Here is a 15,154-nt window from a genome sequence, read left to right as displayed (position 1 = left end):
ACAATCACGCATTTCCCGCCGAAGCAGGCAACCGGTCGTTGCCGGTCCATTCTTTTGCGTGAGACCCCTCCCAACGCGCGGAGAAGGTATCATGAATCACTGTCCGGTCAAAATATATCACCGAAAGAAAAAGGCCCGCAGAGGAACACTCTGCGGGCCTTTTGTTTCGCGTGGACGCGGAAGGAGGAATTAATCCTTCTTGCCGGCCTTCAGCGCTTCGCCGAGGATGTCGCCGAGCGAGGCACCCGAGTCCGACGAGCCATACTGAGCCACAGCCTGCTTCTCTTCGGCGATCTGCATCGCCTTGACCGAGAAGTTCGGCTTTTTCGAGCGGTCGAAGCCGATGACCATCGCATCGAACTTCTGGCCGACCTGGTAACGTTCGGCGCGCTGCTCGTCGCGGTCGCGGCCGAGGTCGGCGCGCTTGATGAAGCCGGTCGCGCCATCGTCGCCAGCCTGGACTTCGAGGCCGTTGTCGCGGACTTCGAGGACGGTGACGGTAACGACGTCGTTCTTCTTCACCGAGCCAGCAGCGGCGGCACCGCCGCCAACGGCCGGAGCACCCTTTTCAAGCTGCTTGATGCCGAGGCTGATGCGTTCCTTCTCGACGTCGACGTCGAGAACGACGACCTGCACGGCCTCGCCCTTGCGGTGGAGGTGCAGCGCTTCTTCGCCCGAGATGCCCCAAGCGATGTCCGACATGTGAACCATGCCGTCGACGTCGCCCGGCAGGCCGACGAACAGACCGAATTCGGTCGCGTTCTTGACTTCGCCTTCGACGACCGAGCCCACCGGGTGGGTTTCGGCGAACGCGCCCCAGGGGTTCGACTGGGCCTGCTTGAGGCCGAGCGAGATGCGGCGCTTGTCGCTGTCGACTTCGAGGACGATGACGTCGACTTCCTGGCTGGTCGAGACGATCTTGCCGGGGTGGACGTTCTTCTTGACCCACGACATTTCGCTGACGTGGACGAGGCCTTCGATGCCGGCTTCGAGTTCGACGAACGCACCATAATCGGTGATGTTCGTGACGGTGCCCGACAGCTTCGCACCGACCGGGTATTTGGCGGCGACGCCTTCCCACGGATCGCTTTCGAGCTGCTTCATGCCGAGGCTGATGCGCTGCGTGTCGCGGTTGATGCGGATGATCTGGACGCGGACGGTGTCACCGATGTTGATGACTTCGCTCGGGTGGTTGACGCGCTTGTAGCTCATGTCGGTGACATGGAGCAGGCCATCGATGCCGCCGAGGTCGACGAACGCACCATAATCGGTGATGTTCTTGACCGCGCCTTCGATGATCTGGCCTTCTTCGAGGTTCATGATCAGGCCCGAGCGCTGTTCGGCGCGCGTTTCTTCGAGGATGGCGCGGCGCGACACGACGATGTTGCCGCGGCGGCGATCCATCTTCAGGATCTGGAAGGGCTGCGGCAGGTCCATGAGCGGGCCGACGTCGCGCACGGGGCGGATATCGACCTGCGAACCCGGAAGGAACGCCACGGCGCCGCCGAGGTCGACGGTAAAGCCGCCCTTGACGCGGCCGAAGATGACGCCTTCGACGCGGGCTTCCTTGTTGAATTCTTCTTCCAGGCGGTCCCAGGCGGCTTCGCGGCGAGCACGGTCGCGCGACAGCATGGTTTCGCCATTGGCGTTTTCGACGCGGTCGACATAGACTTCGACTTCGTCACCGACGTTGATGTCGGCCTTCTGGCCCGGCATCGCGAATTCGCGAAGCGGCACGCGGCCTTCGCTCTTTAGGCCGATGTCGATCACTGCCAGGTCGTTTTCGATCGCGGTCACGGTGCCCTTGACGACGCGGCCTTCAAAGCCGCCGTCGGCACCACCAAGCGATTCATCGAGCATCGCGGCGAAATCGTCGCGCGTCGGGAAAGCCGTAGTGGCCATAGTTGTGTTTCCTTACTTCATTTGTTCCGGCCAAGCGGTTGGTTCCGCTGGTCTTGTGGCCGATCCGCCACGCCTGCCGGATGCAGGACGCAGCATCCTTCGAACCGCTCGCCGGCAAGCCATGGACAAAGCAAAATGGGCGCGACGGGTGCATCCCGTCACGCCCGACACTCGGTTTCGAGCGGCGGTTTGACCATGCCTCGACCTGCTTAAAAGCCCGTCAGACGGCGCGCATATAGTCCTCGACCCCCGCAAAGGCAAGGCAGAAAGCCGGGTCTAGCCGCGGTGCTTCAGCCGTTCCTCGACGAAGGCGATGGCGACGGCGAGCGCGGCGTCCTTGTCCATGTCCGTATTGTCGAGCAGCAAGGCGTCGTCGGCGCGAAGCAGCGGCGCGTCGGCACGTCCGGTGTCGCGAGCGTCACGGGCATGGACGTCGGCGAGCACGGCGTCATAGGTCACATCGACCCCGCGCCCGCGCATTTCGGCATGGCGGCGGCGCGCGCGTTCTTCGGGGCTGGCGGTGACGAACAGCTTGGCATCGGCATGCGGCGCGATGACGGTGCCGATATCGCGCCCGTCGAGCACTGCGCCGCCCGGCTGGTTGGCGAAATCGACCTGGCGCTGGAACAGCGCCGCGCGGACGGCGGGATGGACCGATACCCGGCTGGCGAGCCCGCCGGTGGTTTCATAACGCAGCGCCGGATCATCGAGCAAGCTGTCGGGGAAGTCGCATGCGGCCAGCGCATCGGTCGCATTGTCGGCGTCGCCATGGTTGAGCTGCGTCTGATAACCGACCGCGCGATAGAGCAGGCCGGTGTCGAGCACGGGCAGGCCATAATGGTCGGCGAGCTGGCGGGCGAGGGTGCCCTTGCCCGACGCGGTGGGGCCGTCGACGGCGATGATCACAGGATTAAACCGTCTGGAAAACGGATTTGCCCGGCATCAGCCGAAACGTCGAAAAAACCCACCTCATGCTTGGCTGCCAGCTGCGGGACGGCGGCCAAGGCCTCTTCGCCCACCGACCAGCTGAACGCGCAATAGATCGCATGCCGCGCAATGCTGTAATCTGTCAGGTGCAGATCGTCCCAAACGGGGGAGTCGTCCGGACGATCTGCCGCATCGGGACCATTCATGGCCGGAAAAGTAGCGAGCATGTCTCGATACCACCGACGCAACCCGTCGGTGGTGATGGAGGCGTCGTCGTAGGAATGTCCTTCGCCCCATGCGGTCAGTTCGCCATACCACGCCATGAAACGGGCACGATCGCGCGGTGCCACTGCGGGATCAAAGACCATGAGATCATAGCTCATGATGTTGATCCTTCAACCCCGCCAGCAGTTCCTCGAAATTGGGGAAGCTGGTCGCGACCGGGGCGATGTCGTCGATTGTCACCGGCGTCTTGCTGACGAGACCCGCGACCGCGAAGCTCATGCAGATGCGGTGATCGAGATGGCCGGCAACGGTCGCGCCGCCGGGCAGGGGCTCGCCGCCGGTGCCGTCGATGACGAGCCCGTCCTCGCTTTCTTCGACGCGCGCGCCGATCGCTTTGAGCCCGGCGGCCATCACCGCGATGCGGTCGCTTTCCTTGACGCGCAGTTCGTCGAGGCCGGTGGTCACGGTGCGGCCCTCGGCGAATGCGGCGGCGACGAAGAGGATCGGGAATTCGTCGACCATGCTCGGCACGATGGCGGGGTCGACCTCGATGCCCTTCAGATTGCTGTGGCGGACGCGGAGGTCGGCGACGGGTTCGCCTCCGACCTCGCGGGCGTCCTGCAATATGATGTCGCCACCCATCTGCTGCAGCACCTCGACGAGCCCAGCGCGCGTCGGGTTGAGTCCGACATTGGCGATGGTGATGTCGGAGCCCGGAACGATCAGCGCCGCGACGATGAAGAAGGCGGCCGACGACGGATCGCCCGGAACGACGATCGTCTGCGGCTTAAGCTCGGCCTCGCCACGAATGCGGATGTGGCGCGTGCCGTCGGTGTCGGTTTCTACGGTCAAATCGGCGCCGAAGCCGCGCAGCATGCGTTCGCTATGGTCGCGCGTCGGCACGGGTTCGATCACTTCGGTGATTCCCGGCGTGTTGAGGCCCGCGAGCAGCACGGCGCTCTTTACCTGTGCCGAAGCCATCGGCAGGCGATAGGTGAGGGGGATGGCGGGCGCGAGGCCGCGGACCATCAGCGGCAGTCGGCCGCCGGGCGAGGCACTGATATCGGCGCCCATCGCGCTCAGCGGATCGATGACGCGGCCCATCGGTCGGCCAGACAGGCTGGCGTCGCCGACGAAGGTCGCCGTGATCGGGTGGCTCGCGACGAGGCCCATGAGCAGGCGTGTCGAGGTGCCGCTGTTGCCCATGTCGAGCGCCTCACGCGGCTGGAGCAGCCCGCCAACGCCGACGCCGTCGATCACCCATTCGCCGTCGTCCTGACGTTCGATCGTCGCTCCCATCGCGCGCATCGCGGCGGCGGTCGCGAGCACGTCATGCCCTTCGAGCAGCCCGGTGACGCGGCTTTCCCCCACCGCGAGCGCCGAGAGCATCAGCGAGCGGTGCGAGATGCTCTTGTCACCCGGAATCGCGATCCTACCTTTAAGCGGAACGGAAGCGGAAAAGCTGCGCGGTGTGGCGGTTTGATCGGTCATGGCGTGCGGCTTTTGACAGCGGCCTTGCAATCTGGCAAGGCGCACGCCGATTTGGCGGATAGCTATTCAGGCGCCGTCGCTCTTCCGATATTTCTATCCTGTTTCCAAAGGGTTACGAGGCATATATGATCAAGGCTGAATGGGGCACGAAGCGTAGCTGCCCGAAATGCGCAACCCGATTCTATGATTTGACGAAGGACGATCCGGTGAACTGCATCAATTGCGGTTACAACTGGATCCCGGAATCGGTGCTGAAATCGAAGCAGCCGATGCCGTTCGAGCAGATCGAGAAGCCCGGCAAGGTCGCCAAGGAAGAAGGCGCCGACGAGGATCTGGATCTGGACGTCGATGTCGACGAGGACAGCGATTCGCCCGACAACGACGTCGACCTCGGCGGCGACGACGATCTGGGCGTTGCCACGGGCGACGACGAGGACGTCGAAACCTGATTTTTTCGGCGAGGGGTCAAAAAGGCGTCACAAAGATGCATTTGGCCCCTTGCATCACTCGATGGCGCTGCTAAAGGCGGCGTCCCGGTCGCAACCGCCAAGCCATTGGCCAGCGCGACACGACGAAATGGTACGGGGCCTTAGCTCAGCTGGGAGAGCGCCTGCATGGCATGCAGGAGGTCAGCGGTTCGATCCCGCTAGGCTCCACCATTTCTTCTCCAACTCACCTTCTTCGACTGCCCTGTCCGGGACCACCAAGTGTGGCCCACGCGGCGAGCCCCGACGCGCCGGCCAGCACGCCGCCCGCGATCGCCGCCGTACGAAACGCCGACAGCAAGGCGTCGCCGCTCTGCGACAGCACGACCCCGACGAGCGCCGTCGCGATCAATCCTCCTGTCCGCGCGATCGCGCTGTTGAAGCCCGACGCAGTTCCCATATGTTGATCGTCGACCGCCGACAGCACGGCGGTCGTCAAAGGCGCCACCGCGCCCGCCATGCCTAGCGCGATCACGAAGAGGCCGGGGAGCACGCCCACGACATAGCCCGCCGCAGGATCGACGCGGTGCAGCAGCAGGAAGCCCGCGCCAGCGACGATCGGGCCGAGCGTCAGCGGCCATCGTGGCCCGGCGCCCGCCGCGATTTGCCCGATCCAGCGCGACGCCAGCCCGATGACGAGCGGGAAGGGCAAAAGCGCAAGGCCGGCCTCGAGCGGCGAATAGCCGCTGGAGATGAGCAGATAGGGGAGCAGGACGAGCAGCCCGCCGAGCGCGCCATAAAGCGCGAAGGTCAGGAAGGTGAGGCCAGCAAAGGCCTTCGATGCGAAAAGCGACAGCGGCATCATCGCGGCATCGCCGCGCGCGCGTTCGACGAAGACGAAGGCGGCGAGCATCGCGAGGCCGGCGACCAGACCGAATAGGACGGGCCCCCCGACGGCGCCGTCGTTCGACCAATCGGTGAGGCTCCAGGTCAGAAGCCCGAGACCAACGGTCACGAGCGCCGCTCCCGCCCAATCGAGCGGCTTGCCGCTGCCCCTGTCATTCGCGACATAGCGCCACGCGATGACGATCGCCGCGGCGCCGACGGGCAGGTTGAGGTAGAAGATCGCACGCCACCCGGCGACCTCGATCAGCCAGCCGCCGAGCGGCGGGCCGACCGCGCTCGCGATGGCGCCGACCGCGGCCCACGTCCCGATCGCACGTCCTTTCGCCTCGCCCCGGAAGCTGTTGCCGAGAATGCCGAGGCTGTTGGGCATCAGCATCGCGGCGCCGACTCCCTGGAACGCCCGCGCGGCTAGCAGGACTTCGATCGTCGGCGCGACCGCGCAGGCGAGCGACGCGGCAAGGAACACGAGGATTCCCGCGATCAGCATCCGGCGCCGCCCCATCTGATCGCCCGCCGCGCCGCCGAGGAGTAGCAGCGCGCTGAGCGGGAGCAGATAGGCGTTGACCGTCCATTGCAGCCCGGCGGCGTCGGCATCGAGGCTGCGGCCGATCGCAGGCAGCGCGACATTGACCACCGACCCGTCGATAAAGGCGAGGCTCGACGCGAGGATCGTCGCGGCAAGCGTCCAGCGCGGATGCGATGGCACCTGCCCGCCGGAACGGTCGAGGACGGCGCTGTCGCAGGGGGCGGGAAGGGTGGCTGTCATCAATCCCTTCCTTCAAAAGCCGCTGCTATTCGGCCGCCTCGTCTTTGTCGAACACCGGCTCCAAAGCGATCGGATCGGCGAGCGTGATGCGGTCGAGGATCGATGCGGTGTCGTCGCGGACCTTCAGCATCAGGCTGCGCAGCCGGCATTCGGCTTCGGGCAGGCAATTCTTGCAATGTTCGTGTGCGTTGCGTGCGGCGCAGGGGACGAGCGCGAGCGAGCCGCGCGTCAGCCGGACGAGGTCGCCGTAGCTGATGTCGATCGGCGGCAAGGCGAGCTGATAGCCGCCGTCGCGCCCACGCTGCGAAATCAGCAGGCCTTCGCGCGCCATTTCCGACAGGATCACGGTCAGGAATTTGGGCGGAATGTTCTGCGCGTCCGCGATGTCCGCAAGCTGCACCTGCCCCTTGCCCCAATTGTCGGCCAGGTGCTGAAACGCGCGGATCGTATAACGGGTCTTTTGCGAGAGCATGGGGGCGTTACTGTGACATATTCATCCCTAATTCAACCTGTCTGGATGACATAAGTTGCAGAGTTGATGAAAATCACAGCGGGTGGCATGAACCATTGGTACAGGGGTCGCAGGATAGTCCGGGTTCGGACGCGACAAGGGTGGACAAGATGATGCGTAAAATTATGGCGACCCCCGCGGTGCTCGCGGCGTGCCTGCTAGCCATTACGCCTGCGCAAGCGCAGTTCGGCAGCCTGCTCCGGAAGGTGACGACACCGGCGCCCAAGCCGAGCGAAGACAAGAGCGGCGGCTGTCCGAAGGGCAAAAAGGGCAACAGCATCGGCCGCAATATCCTGGGCAATGTGATCAACGATGCGGTCGGCGATGCGGCGAGCAAGGCCGGCGTCTACAGCTATGTGCCGATCGGCGAGGTCAGCGGCACGCTCACCGACGCGATTGCGTGCCGCCTCGATCCCGCCGAACAGGTGCAGGCGGCCGCCGCGACCGACGAAGTGACGCGCGGCGAGGAAGTCGGCGCGACCGCCAACTGGAAGAGCGAAACGCGCGAGAATGTCAGCGGGTCGTCGACCGTCGCGGCGAAGAACGAACTTGCCGACGGGACGCAGTGCATGAACGTCACCGACATCATCATTGTCGAGGGTGAGGAAACGCGCGTGTCGAAGCGGATGTGCAAGGGGCCGGGGCAGGCGCGCTATGTCCTTGCGGCGTAGAGCCTTTCGCATCGCAGCCGCGGCGGGCCTGATCGCCTGCCTGACAGGCGCGGCCAAGCCGGCGATGGATCCGGCAAACCCGACTTGTCCGTTGACTCCCGACTGGTCGGCAAATGCGACGATGAAGCTGACCCCCGTTGCGAAAAAAGGCGGGAAGGTACTTCTCGCCGAAGGGCGCATCGATTCCGGGCTGCCCGAGCGGTTGAAGGCCGCGCTCGCAGCCAATCCCGACATCAGCGAAGTCTGGCTGCGCTCGCCCGGCGGCGACGCGCGCGCGGGCAATGCGGCAGGGCGGATCATCCGCTCGAACTTCGGGCTGACGACGCGCATCCCCGCGGGCTGGGCCTGTTTCAGCGCGTGCAATTTCATCTTCATGGGCGGCCAGCCGCGCGTGATCGATCCCGGTGGGCTGTTCATCGTCCATATGTTCACGCGCACCGGCGACCGCAGCGCGATCGACATAAGCGTCGCAATGGGCACCGATGCGACGAAGGAACTGATCGGCGACATCGAACAGGATGCCGCATTGCTCGCGAGCGAGGACAATGACTTCCTGATCCGCATGGGGGTGTCGCGCAAGCTGCTGACCGAGGTCATGTACCAGCAGAAAGCGCTGGCGAATGCTGAGGACAAATCGACGCGGCGGTGCCTGACACAGGCCGAGGTCAAGACCTATAACGTTGCAAATAACAACGAATAGGATAGGCTGCTCCACAAAATAGGAGAGGCTGCTATGAACGAGATGACGCACGATCACGCCACTTTCCGGTCGATGATCGACGGAACGCAGGAAGATTGGGACATTATCGCGCGCGAGCAGAAAGAGTTCGCGCCGAACAATGGCAAGCGCATCCTCGAACATCTGAAGCTGCTCGGCGGCGATTATGGGGGCTTTCCGGTCGACCGGCTCGAACATTGCCTGCAAACCGCGACGCGGGCGCACCGCGATGGCCGCGACGAGGAATATGTCGTGATGGCACTGCTTCACGACATCGGCGACACATTGGGCGCGTTCAACCATCCCGATGTAGCCGCGGCGATCCTCAAACCCTTCTTGTCAGAGGAGAATCTCTGGATCGTCCAGCACCACGGGATTTTTCAGGGCCATTATTTCTTCCATTATATCGGCCTCGATCGCGACATGCGCGACCAGTTCGCCGACAGCCCTTATGCGGCCGCATGCGCCGAATTCTGCGAAAAATATGACGCGCCCGCGTTCGATCCCGATTACGACAGCGAGCCGCTTGAGTTCTTCGAGCCGATGGTGATGCGCCTCTGCTCCTACCCGCGTACGAGCATCTACAAGAAGGTGATGGTCGAGGAAGCGGCGGAGTAGAAACGAACCCCGGCTCTCGCCGGGGTTTGCATTTTCGGGCTTACTTGCCCTTGAACTCGGTTTTGCGCTTCTGCTGGAACGCCATGATGCCTTCCATCGCATCGGCGGTGCCGCCGGCGATGAACTGGCCCTTCGCTTCGGCGTCGAGCGTGGTCGCGAAATCCTGCGTCAGCCCGTCGCGCAATATCTTGCGCATCGTGCCGAGCGAGATCGTGGGCCCGTTCGCAAGCCGCGTCGCCAATGCCTTGGCTTCGGCCATCAGGTCGGCGTCCTCGACGCTCTTGTAGATCATGCCCCAGTCCGCCGCCTGATCGGCCGAAATCTTCTCGCCCAGCATCATCATCTGCAACGCGCGCGGCACGCCGATCAGGCGCGGCAGCAGCCACGACGAGCCACCGTCGGGGACAAGGCCGATGTTGACGAACGCCTGTAGGAAATAGGCGCTCTTGCCCGCGATCGTGAAATCGCCCGACAGCGCGAAACTGCACCCGACACCCGCGGCGGGGCCATTGACCGCGACAACGACGGGGATGTCGAGATTGGCGAGCGCGAGCAGCATGGGATTGTAATGACCGCGTAGCGCATTGCGGCTCCGCGCCCCGCCGCTGACCGCGCCGCCCGCCGAGCGGTCGCCCGCGAGGTCGGCGCCCGAGCAGAAACCGCGGCCTTCGCCGGTGATCAGCAGCGCGCGCGCGCCGAGACCCGGCAGATGGTCGAGCGCTTCGCGAATATCGTCGGCCATCGCGGGCGGCATCGAATTCAGCCGGTCGGGGCGGTTGAGCGTGATCGTCGCGACAGCGTCGGCGATTTCGAGCTTGATCGTGTCGAAGGTCGGAAGGGTCATGGGGAAGAATCCTCTCGCAGGTGCCTTACCTTTACGTTCACGTAAAGTGTGACTCATTTGCCGCCTGAGTGCAAGGGGTTTGGGGGGATCGGATCGACGACCCCATGCACCGACGGCGTGAAGTTTAGGAGTCTTCGGGATAAATTAACGCAACCAGATTAGTGTCTTATCAGCCTTGACGGGATTGGAGATGGCGGCAAGATGATCGAATATTCGGGGGGAAGTTTATGAATTGCGAGCGCGTTATACTTGTCGGCCTCTCTTGCGCCGCTTTGTCGGCTTGCGGCGGCAGTGGCGGGAGCCTGTCATCCACCCCGCTGCCGCCGCCGCCCCCCGCCGCCCAGTCCAATACGTCGCTCACCGATCTGAAGTTCAGCGAGGATCTGGTCGGCTTCGCGACGGTCATGCAATATAATGTCCTGCGCTCGACGGGCGGCGCAACGCAGCGCGCTGCCGCTGTAAGCTCGAGCGCCATCGTGCGTTATGATGCGAGCACGAAATCCTATACGGTGGTTGGGCTCACCCTGCCTCAGTCGACATTTGCAGCCTCGAACCGGCAGGCGGGCGACAGCACGCCGGTCATTTCGGTTTATGAGAAGGCCAGTGGCAACAAGAGCGAAAATCTCGTCCTGTTCAATCCCGGTCCGGCGAACACCGAATTGGCGTTGACCTATGCGAGCTATGGCGCGCTGCAGACGATCGTTGACAAGGGGGCGAGCGTCGATGTCGACACCGCCTTCTTTGCCTTCGGAGTCCAGACCGCCGCCGCCGACATGCCGCGGACCGGGACGTCCAATTATCGTACCAAGATCGATGGGCAGTTTTCGGACGCCGGAGGCGTATACGCGCTTTCCGGTCCCAGCACATTTTCGGCAAATTTCGGCGCGGGAACGGTCGCCCTCACCATGGACCTGACGGCGCAGAACGTGGTCAATGGCCTGCCGAAGAGCCTTGGCACGCATAACATCGACGGATCGATCCGAGATGGCAATCAATTCGCCGGCGCAAGCAGTGGTGGCGGCACCTATGGGGTCGTTGTGGGGGGGCATTTTTACGGTCCCGCCGCGGCGGAAATCGGGGGAAGCTTTTCGGTCGTGGGGGGAGGCGGCGTCGGCTCCGGCGCAATCGTCGGGAAAAAGCAGTAACCGGCTGCTAGCCGAGCTTTAGCCGGTCATTCACCGCCCAGTCGCACGAACCGCATGTCGCCCTCTGCACGGTGGAGGGTGACGCCGCGCTCGGTCTTTTCGGCACAGGCGCCGTCGAAATTCACGACGCCGATGTCGTTGGGGACGATGATCACGCGCACCTTGCCGCCGTCGGCTTCGGTCAATTCATAGCGCGGTGCGGTGATATCATAGATGGGCTCGCGTACCTCGACCCAGCGCGGGATGCGCGTGTCGTCCTCGGGCATCGTCCAGCCATAATATTGGGTGTAGCCTTCGGCCGGATCGCCGCTGTCGAAGCCGATTGTGAAATCGACGCCGGGGATGGCTTCACCGTTCGGCCAAGTAACGAGCAGCGTCGGGACGGCGCCCTCGACCTCGATCAGCGGGCCTTTCTCCATCGCCGGCGGCACGGGTTTGGGGTCGGTGGTGAGGCAGACCATGTCGCCGCGCATCTCCCAGCGGCCCTCGGCGCGTTCGTCGAGCGCGCCAACAGCGAGCATATATTGGAAACGGCCATCGTTCCGGATCAATAGGCCGCCGCCGACTTCGGGCCCTTCGGCAAGGCTATATTCCCCCACGAAAGGGGAGTTCTGCGCGGCGGCGGGGGCGGCGATCAGCGCGGCGGCGAGGAGCAGGGTTCGCATAGGTCGATCATGCGGCGATGGCGGCGCCGACGCCAGCCCCTTTCCACATGTCGCCCCACCTGCTAGGCGCCCGCGCCATGTCCCAGAAGCATCCCGACCGCCGTACCTTCGCCATCATCTCGCACCCCGACGCGGGCAAGACGACGCTGACCGAGAAATTGCTCGTCGCCGGCGGCGCGATCCATATCGCGGGCGAGGTGAAGGCACGCGGCGCCGCGCGGCGCGCGCGCTCCGACTGGATGAAGATCGAGCAGCAGCGCGGCATTTCGGTCACCTCGTCGGTGATGACCTTCGAACATCAGGGCCTCGTCTTCAACCTGCTCGACACCCCGGGGCACGAGGATTTCAGCGAGGATACCTATCGTACGCTGACCGCGGTCGACAGCGCGGTGATGGTGATCGACGCCGCGAAGGGCATCGAGCCGCAGACGCTGAAGCTGTTCGAGGTCTGCCGCCTCCGCTCGGTGCCGATCATCACCTTCGTCAACAAGGTCGACCGCGAAGGCCTGCCGCCGTTCGAGCTGCTCGACGAGGTCGCCGACCGGCTCGCGCTCGACGTTTGCCCGATGAACTGGCCCGCAGGCATGGGCGGGCAGTTCGAGGGGATCTACGACCTCGTCGATCCGGCGATCATGCGTCCGGGCGGCGACGCCTCGCGCATGTATGAGGGGCACCGTGCGAAGGTTTCCGGGCTCGACGATCCGGCGCTCGCGGCCGAACTCAGCGCTGGCGGGCTCGCGCATCTCAAGGAAGAGACCGAGCTAGCCTCGGCCTGTTATGCGCCGTTCGATGCCGCAGCATACCGCAATGGCGACCTGACGCCGGTCTATTTCGGATCGGCGCTCAAGGAATTCGGCGTCGTCGACCTGCTGTCGGCGCTCGCCAACCACGCGCCGGGGCCGCAGCCGCAGCCCGCCGAACCCGCGCCGGTGCAGCCCGGCGACGATGCCGTCACCGGCTTCGTGTTCAAGGTACAGGCGAATATGAATCCCGCGCACCGCGACCGCATCGCCTTTATGCGTCTCTGCTCGGGCAAGTTCGAGCGCGGCATGCGGTTGATGCAGGGGGGGACGGGCAAGGCGATCGCGATCAGCCGCCCGATGCTGTTCCTCGCGCAGGACCGCGAGATGGCCGAAGAGGCGTTCCCCGGCGACATCATCGGTATCCCGAACCACGGCACGCTCCGCGTCGGCGACACCCTGTCCGAACGCACCGACATTACGATCACCGGTCTGCCGAATTTCGCGCCCGAAATCCTGCGCCGCGTCGCGCTCGTCGATCCGACGAAGACCAAGCAGCTTCGCAAAGCGCTCGACGATATGGCCGAGGAGGGGATCATCCAGGTCTTCTATCCCGAAATCGGGTCGAACATGATTGTCGGCGTCGTCGGCCAGTTGCAGCTCGAAGTGCTCATCAGCCGGCTCGAGGCCGAATATAAGGTCGAGGCGAAGCTGGAGCAGTCGCCGTGGGACACCGCGCGCTGGATCGCGAGCGACGATGCCGCCGCACTCAAGGCGTTTCAGGCCGACCACCGCGGCGCCAGCGCGACCGACCGCGACGGCGCTCCGGTCTTCATGGCGAAGGACGCGTGGGAAGTCGGCTATGTGACCCAGCGTCACCCGGCGATCCGCTTCACGGCGACCAAGGAACGCGTTTTCGCCGACGCGGGTTGATCGCATCGCCCATTTCCGCCACCATGACGTCATTTTCGGCAGAGGTGGGGGTATCGATGCGCGGATGGATTTTGGCGCTCGCGGCCATTGCGAGCAGCGCGCCGGTGGCGGCGCAAGGACAGGTCAAACTGCCGATTGCACCCGGCTTCTGGACCAACGACACCGAAAAATGCGCGACCGTCCATCACGGCTATGTGTTCGACGGAAAGCGCTGGGGCGCGCTCTATTATTACGGGCCGGGCGGTTCGATGGGACCGGCGGCCGAGCTCGAGCCGATTACGCAGGCGCGCGTCGTGGCAGGCGGGTTCACCCAGATGCAGTTCGGCGGCTATGACGGCGCCGGCTATATGCGGCTCAAGCTCGCCGGAACCGACCGGGCGCTCTACCGCGTCGGCGCGCCGTTCCGCGACGAAATCCAGGAGACCGACGAGACGCTGATCCGTTGCAGCCTGGCGTCGCTGTCGCCGAAGATGAAGGCAGCGATGAAGCGGTTCGCGCCCACCGTCGTCAAATAAGGCTGAGCAGGTCGGCGGGCGCGGCGGCGCCGTCTTCCTCCTCATCCTCTTCGCCCTCGAACTTGCTGAGCGTCACCCCGAGCAGACGGATGCCCTGTTCGGTGGGCAGCAGGGGGGCGAGGATCGCTTCGCCCGCGGCGAGCAGCGAATTGCCGTCGAGGATCGGCGCGGCGACCGATTTGGCGCGCGTGATCGTGCGGAAATCGGCGTAGCGCAGCTTGAGCGTCACGGTCCGGCCGCGCGCGCCTTTCTTCGCGGCGCGGTCCCACACGACGGTGCAGACATGCGCGAGCGCCTCGCGGATTTCGGTGTCGGTGATCAGGTCGTTGAAGAAGGTGCGCTCGCCGCCCAGCGATTTCAGCGGCCGGTTCGATTTGACGCGGCGATGGTCGATGCCGCGTGCGAGATTATAGAGCCATTCGGCGCTGTTGCCGAAATTCTCGGCAAGCCACATCGGGTCTTTACCGGCGAGATCGGCACCCGAAAACACGCCAAGCCCCTCCATCTTCGCCGACGTCACGGGGCCGATACCGTGGAAGCGGCGGATCGATAATGTTTGCACGAAGGCCGCACCGCGCCCGGGGGGGATCACGGTAAGGCCGTCAGGCTTGTTCTGGTCCGACGCCAGCTTGGCGATGAACTTGTTATACGAGACGCCGGCCGACGCGGTGAGGCCCGTTTCCTCGCGGATGCGCTGGCGGATCAGCTTCGCAGCGGCGGTCGCGCTGCCGAGCCCGGCCTTGTCGGCGCTGACGTCGAGATAGGCCTCGTCGAGCGACAGCGGTTCGACTTCATCGGCATAGTCGCGAAAGATCGCGCGGATCTGGTGCGAGATATCGCGATACACTTCGAAGCGGGGCGGGACGAAGATCAGGCCCGGACATTGGCGCTTCGCGGTGATGCTGGGCATCGCCGACCGCACGCCGAATTTGCGCGCTTCATAACTCGCGGCGGCAACGACACCGCGCCGCGACGAGCCACCGACGGCTACGGGTTTACCGCGCAAGGACGGATCGTCGCGCTGTTCGACCGACGCGTAAAAGGCATCCATGTCGACGTGGATGATCTTGCGGACCGGAGTGTCCGCCGCGTCCTCGGGGCTATGGTCGTCGCCGTCCTGCACGGCATCGCTTTAGCATGTTGCCAAGATGT

At 64.6% G+C, this 15,154-nt stretch carries 16 protein-coding genes and 1 tRNA gene; 8 read left to right on the top strand and 9 right to left on the bottom strand.

Features of this window, described 5'->3' with window-relative positions:
- Window positions 1–189 precede the first annotated feature (189 nt).
- From rpsA to aroA, 4 genes are all read right to left on the bottom strand, one after another.
- Complete coding sequence (gene rpsA / locus GGC65_RS04705; RefSeq protein ID WP_192646101.1) at window positions 190–1,902, bottom strand: 30S ribosomal protein S1; 1,713 nt, start codon at window positions 1,900–1,902, stop codon at window positions 190–192.
- 276 nt (window positions 1,903–2,178) lie between these two features.
- Window positions 2,179–2,808 (bottom strand): (d)CMP kinase, encoded by a 630-nt coding sequence (locus GGC65_RS04700; protein ID WP_192646100.1) that lies wholly within the window; start codon window positions 2,806–2,808, stop codon window positions 2,179–2,181.
- Window positions 2,805–3,212, bottom strand: a complete 408-nt coding sequence (locus tag GGC65_RS04695) for a hypothetical protein (RefSeq protein ID WP_192646099.1) — start codon at window positions 3,210–3,212, stop codon at window positions 2,805–2,807. Before GGC65_RS04695 ends, GGC65_RS04700 begins: the two co-directional genes overlap by 4 nt.
- Window positions 3,202–4,545 (bottom strand): 3-phosphoshikimate 1-carboxyvinyltransferase, encoded by a 1,344-nt coding sequence (gene aroA / locus GGC65_RS04690; RefSeq protein WP_192646098.1) that lies wholly within the window; start codon window positions 4,543–4,545, stop codon window positions 3,202–3,204. The genes GGC65_RS04695 and aroA overlap by 11 nt, the downstream gene beginning before the upstream one ends.
- A 125-nt stretch (window positions 4,546–4,670) precedes the next feature.
- Here aroA and GGC65_RS04685 point away from each other — a divergent pair, with 125 nt between their 5' ends.
- A complete protein-coding gene (locus tag GGC65_RS04685; protein WP_192646097.1) occupies window positions 4,671–4,994 on the top strand; it encodes an FYDLN acid domain-containing protein in 324 nt (107 codons plus the stop codon).
- Between the two features lie 134 nt (window positions 4,995–5,128).
- Window positions 5,129–5,204, top strand: a tRNA-Ala gene (locus GGC65_RS04680).
- A 13-nt stretch (window positions 5,205–5,217) separates the two neighbouring features.
- On the opposite strand, the gene GGC65_RS04675 is transcribed toward GGC65_RS04680, so the two are convergent.
- Together GGC65_RS04675 and GGC65_RS04670 are read right to left on the bottom strand one after the other, a co-directional pair.
- Window positions 5,218–6,642 (bottom strand): MFS transporter, encoded by a 1,425-nt coding sequence (locus GGC65_RS04675; RefSeq protein ID WP_192646096.1) that lies wholly within the window; start codon window positions 6,640–6,642, stop codon window positions 5,218–5,220.
- Window positions 6,643–6,667: 25 nt separating this feature from the next.
- Window positions 6,668–7,114 carry an RrF2 family transcriptional regulator gene (locus GGC65_RS04670; RefSeq protein ID WP_192646095.1) on the bottom strand — a complete coding sequence of 149 codons (447 nt, stop codon included), beginning with the start codon at window positions 7,112–7,114 and terminating at the stop codon, window positions 6,668–6,670.
- A gap of 149 nt (window positions 7,115–7,263) precedes the next feature.
- Between GGC65_RS04670 and GGC65_RS04665 the strand changes: the two genes are divergently transcribed.
- Genes GGC65_RS04665 through GGC65_RS04655 form a run of 3 tightly spaced genes read left to right on the top strand, consistent with a single transcriptional unit; the run spans window position 7,264 to window position 9,160 of the window.
- Window positions 7,264–7,824 carry a hypothetical protein gene (locus GGC65_RS04665; protein WP_225940675.1) on the top strand — a complete coding sequence of 187 codons (561 nt, stop codon included), beginning with the start codon at window positions 7,264–7,266 and terminating at the stop codon, window positions 7,822–7,824.
- Window positions 7,808–8,524, top strand: a complete 717-nt coding sequence (locus tag GGC65_RS04660) for a hypothetical protein (RefSeq protein WP_225940674.1) — start codon at window positions 7,808–7,810, stop codon at window positions 8,522–8,524. The genes GGC65_RS04665 and GGC65_RS04660 overlap by 17 nt, the downstream gene beginning before the upstream one ends.
- Before the next feature lie 33 nt (window positions 8,525–8,557).
- On the top strand, window positions 8,558–9,160 hold the full coding sequence (locus GGC65_RS04655) for an HD domain-containing protein (protein WP_192646094.1): 603 nt from the start codon (window positions 8,558–8,560) through the stop codon (window positions 9,158–9,160).
- A gap of 40 nt (window positions 9,161–9,200) precedes the next feature.
- Here the strand turns inward: GGC65_RS04655 and GGC65_RS04650 are convergent, their stop codons facing one another.
- Entirely contained in the window at window positions 9,201–10,004 is an 804-nt protein-coding gene (locus GGC65_RS04650; protein WP_192646093.1) for an enoyl-CoA hydratase-related protein, read from the bottom strand.
- Between the two features lie 272 nt (window positions 10,005–10,276).
- On the opposite strand from GGC65_RS04650, the gene GGC65_RS04645 reads away from it, so the two are divergent.
- Entirely contained in the window at window positions 10,277–11,149 is an 873-nt protein-coding gene (locus GGC65_RS04645) for a transferrin-binding protein-like solute binding protein (protein WP_192646092.1), read from the top strand.
- Between the two features lie 26 nt (window positions 11,150–11,175).
- Here GGC65_RS04645 and GGC65_RS04640 read toward each other — a convergent pair whose 3' ends face one another.
- Window positions 11,176–11,814: a hypothetical protein gene (locus GGC65_RS04640; RefSeq protein ID WP_192646091.1), complete on the bottom strand. Its 639-nt coding sequence runs from the start codon at window positions 11,812–11,814 to the stop codon at window positions 11,176–11,178.
- 77 nt (window positions 11,815–11,891) lie between these two features.
- On the opposite strand from GGC65_RS04640, the gene GGC65_RS04635 reads away from it, so the two are divergent.
- Both GGC65_RS04635 and GGC65_RS04630 read left to right on the top strand, forming a co-directional pair.
- Window positions 11,892–13,487, top strand: coding sequence for a peptide chain release factor 3 (locus tag GGC65_RS04635; RefSeq protein ID WP_192646090.1), 1,596 nt, complete (start codon window positions 11,892–11,894; stop codon window positions 13,485–13,487).
- Window positions 13,488–13,510: 23 nt separating this feature from the next.
- On the top strand, window positions 13,511–14,002 hold the full coding sequence (locus tag GGC65_RS04630) for a hypothetical protein (protein WP_192646089.1): 492 nt from the start codon (window positions 13,511–13,513) through the stop codon (window positions 14,000–14,002).
- Here the strand turns inward: GGC65_RS04630 and dinB are convergent.
- Window positions 13,995–15,125, bottom strand: coding sequence for a DNA polymerase IV (dinB, locus tag GGC65_RS04625; RefSeq protein WP_192646088.1), 1,131 nt, complete (start codon window positions 15,123–15,125; stop codon window positions 13,995–13,997). The genes GGC65_RS04630 and dinB overlap by 8 nt on opposite strands.
- Window positions 15,126–15,154 lie beyond the last annotated feature (29 nt).

This window comes from Sphingopyxis sp. OAS728, assembly GCF_014873485.1.
Lineage (GTDB): Bacteria > Pseudomonadota > Alphaproteobacteria > Sphingomonadales > Sphingomonadaceae > Sphingopyxis.
This window is presented reverse-complemented; position numbering and strand designations above follow the sequence as displayed.

Bases quoted from the DNA above. Each gene is read 5' to 3' on its own strand.
- rpsA (WP_192646101.1), bottom strand. From the start codon at position 1,902: ATGGCCACTACGGCTTTCCCGACGCGCGACGATTTCGCCGCGATGCTC.
- GGC65_RS04695 (WP_192646099.1), bottom strand. From the start codon at position 3,212: ATGAGCTATGATCTCATGGTCTTTGATCCCGCAGTGGCACCGCGCGAT.
- aroA (WP_192646098.1), bottom strand. From the start codon at position 4,545: ATGACCGATCAAACCGCCACACCGCGCAGCTTTTCCGCTTCCGTTCCG.
- GGC65_RS04685 (WP_192646097.1), top strand. From the start codon at position 4,671: ATGATCAAGGCTGAATGGGGCACGAAGCGTAGCTGCCCGAAATGCGCA.
- GGC65_RS04675 (WP_192646096.1), bottom strand. From the start codon at position 6,642: ATGACAGCCACCCTTCCCGCCCCCTGCGACAGCGCCGTCCTCGACCGT.
- GGC65_RS04670 (WP_192646095.1), bottom strand. From the start codon at position 7,114: ATGCTCTCGCAAAAGACCCGTTATACGATCCGCGCGTTTCAGCACCTG.
- GGC65_RS04665 (WP_225940675.1), top strand. From the start codon at position 7,264: ATGATGCGTAAAATTATGGCGACCCCCGCGGTGCTCGCGGCGTGCCTG.
- GGC65_RS04660 (WP_225940674.1), top strand. From the start codon at position 7,808: ATGTCCTTGCGGCGTAGAGCCTTTCGCATCGCAGCCGCGGCGGGCCTG.
- GGC65_RS04655 (WP_192646094.1), top strand. From the start codon at position 8,558: ATGAACGAGATGACGCACGATCACGCCACTTTCCGGTCGATGATCGAC.
- GGC65_RS04650 (WP_192646093.1), bottom strand. From the start codon at position 10,004: ATGACCCTTCCGACCTTCGACACGATCAAGCTCGAAATCGCCGACGCT.
- GGC65_RS04640 (WP_192646091.1), bottom strand. From the start codon at position 11,814: ATGCGAACCCTGCTCCTCGCCGCCGCGCTGATCGCCGCCCCCGCCGCC.
- GGC65_RS04635 (WP_192646090.1), top strand. From the start codon at position 11,892: ATGTCCCAGAAGCATCCCGACCGCCGTACCTTCGCCATCATCTCGCAC.
- GGC65_RS04630 (WP_192646089.1), top strand. From the start codon at position 13,511: ATGACGTCATTTTCGGCAGAGGTGGGGGTATCGATGCGCGGATGGATT.